The sequence below is a fragment of the Acidovorax sp. K2F genome, assembly GCF_025246485.1.
GTDB classification, from domain to species: Bacteria; Pseudomonadota; Gammaproteobacteria; order Burkholderiales; family Burkholderiaceae_C; genus Acidovorax; species Acidovorax delafieldii.
Genome location: NZ_JAOBSQ010000084.1, coordinates 1 through 1,884, shown reverse-complemented (window position 1 = coordinate 1,884; position 1,884 = coordinate 1). Strand labels below are relative to the sequence as shown.

Genomic DNA, 1,884 nt, shown 5'->3' with positions numbered 1-1,884 from the left:
CCGAAATCAGTCCCAGGCCGCAACTAGACGCTCGAGCATTGGCTCCACGAGCTGCTTGCCATGCAACTGCTCGCGCCATCGCAGCGGAATTGCTTGCTCGCCATAGATCAGCCCAGCCCAACCGCCCGCAACACAAGCCGTGGTGTCAGTGTCATTGCCGAAGCTGATCGCGCACCGGACGCAGTCCTCAAAGTTGCGAGTGCGCAGAACCGCTGCTACTGACGACCACAGGCAGTCCACTACGTATCCGCTCCCATTTGGCGCGTCTAGCCGACCATCCAATACGATCCGAAGCTCGTTTCGTTCCGCGTCTACCGTCGTTGTTTCAAGATACTCCTGAGCTTGGTCAAGCGCTTCCACGAACGGCAGACCTGCGAGTAACCGCGCAGATGTGATCGTTGCTAGGGAGCAGGCGAGCAGAGATCTTGTGTGCCCATGAGTGGGAAGACTTTGGCGTCGCGCGCGATCTACGAGAACACGGTCGTCCGCTGCGGGGACCAGGGCCGCGGGATGCACCCTCATGAGCGACCCGTTCCCGTTGTTACGCTCTTCATAGGGGCCGCTCTGGCTTGGAGGAACGCCTCGCGCTAGCCTGGCCAAGGCCTCCTGAGTCTGGATACCAATATCGAACACTTGGCCATCGGGAGTCAGTTCACCTGCCGAATACCAAGCCTGCAGCCCTGCAGCAAATCGTTCTTCAAGGCCAGTCTCCCCATCGAGAAGAACCTTCAGGAGATGAAGAGCTTGAGCCCCATCGTCGCTCCACGTTCCTGCTGGTACGCCAGCATGAGCACGGTGAAACCAGGGCGGCGGTGCCATTTCAATCAAACAGGTCTCAGGCAAATCTATCGCAGAGGAGAATTCGTAAGGCACTCCCAACGCGTCGCCGATGAGCAGACCATACATAGCCCCGCGAAGACGCGATTTCTTTGAGACGGATGCGGTGCTGATCACTTTGGATTTCTGAGAGCGGGTCGTTGATGCGGGTATTTTGCCCATGTACGCCTATCCACACTCCAAAGCTTCGGGGTGGCCCTCCCTCCTGCAATTTCCGACTTAAGTGGTACCCGATGCCTCATATCTCTGTCTGCTCGGACAGCTCCAGGGCGTCATCCACTTCAATTCCTAGATAGCGGACAGTTGACTCGAGTTTTGAGTGCCCGAGCAATAGCTGCACCGCCCGAAGGTTCTTTGTTCGTCGGTAGATGAGCGTCGCTTTCGTGCGCCGAATTGAGTGGGTTCCATACTCTGTCGGGTCGAGACCAAGCTGGTCCACCCAGTGCCCGAGAATTCGCGCGTACTGGCGAGTTCCCAGATGAGGAGACTTGTGCAGTCGGCTGGGAAACAGGAAATCTTCTGACCTTAGTCCAGCAAGCTCAATCCATTTTTGCAGCGCTTCACGGGTGACTGCTGTGATTTCGAATTGAACTGGGCGCTGGGTCTTGTGTTGCATGACCAGCGCTCGCGAAGCGACCTTATCGCCATGGCAGACATCGCGGACCCTAAGGGCCACCAAGTCACATCCCCGCAGCTTGCTGTCGATGCCGAGATTGAACAGCGCCAATTCCCGCACGCGATTCTCCATCTGCAGCCTCACTCGTAGTGCCCAGATATCTTTGGGCTTAAACGGAGCTTTCTGACCAACGATCTTGCCCTTATTCCAGGGCTCACGGCGTACAGCGTCAGTACTGGATTCCATGATGGTCTCCCACTGAGTTGAGGGATCAAGGACGATGCGCCTTTCGAGCGACGTTGTCTATGGTTAACCCGCGCCGACGGTGTCAGATCATCATCTAGAAACGCGGTGCTGGCTTGACGATGAATGTCCGCTCTCGCTACGAGCGGACAGTTGTCAATGGTGGGACGAGCGGCTGCTCTCAGCCT

Annotated in this window: 2 protein-coding genes; both read right to left on the bottom strand. The window is 57.2% G+C overall.

Features of this window, described 5'->3' with window-relative positions:
- Nucleotides 1-6 precede the first annotated feature (6 nt).
- Nucleotides 7-999 (bottom strand): ADP-ribosylglycohydrolase family protein, encoded by a 993-nt coding sequence (locus N4G42_RS25290; RefSeq protein WP_260669153.1) that lies wholly within the window; start codon nucleotides 997-999, stop codon nucleotides 7-9.
- Between the two features lie 76 nt (nucleotides 1,000-1,075).
- Nucleotides 1,076-1,699 (bottom strand): tyrosine-type recombinase/integrase, encoded by a 624-nt coding sequence (locus tag N4G42_RS25285; protein ID WP_260669152.1) that lies wholly within the window; start codon nucleotides 1,697-1,699, stop codon nucleotides 1,076-1,078.
- Nucleotides 1,700-1,884 lie beyond the last annotated feature (185 nt).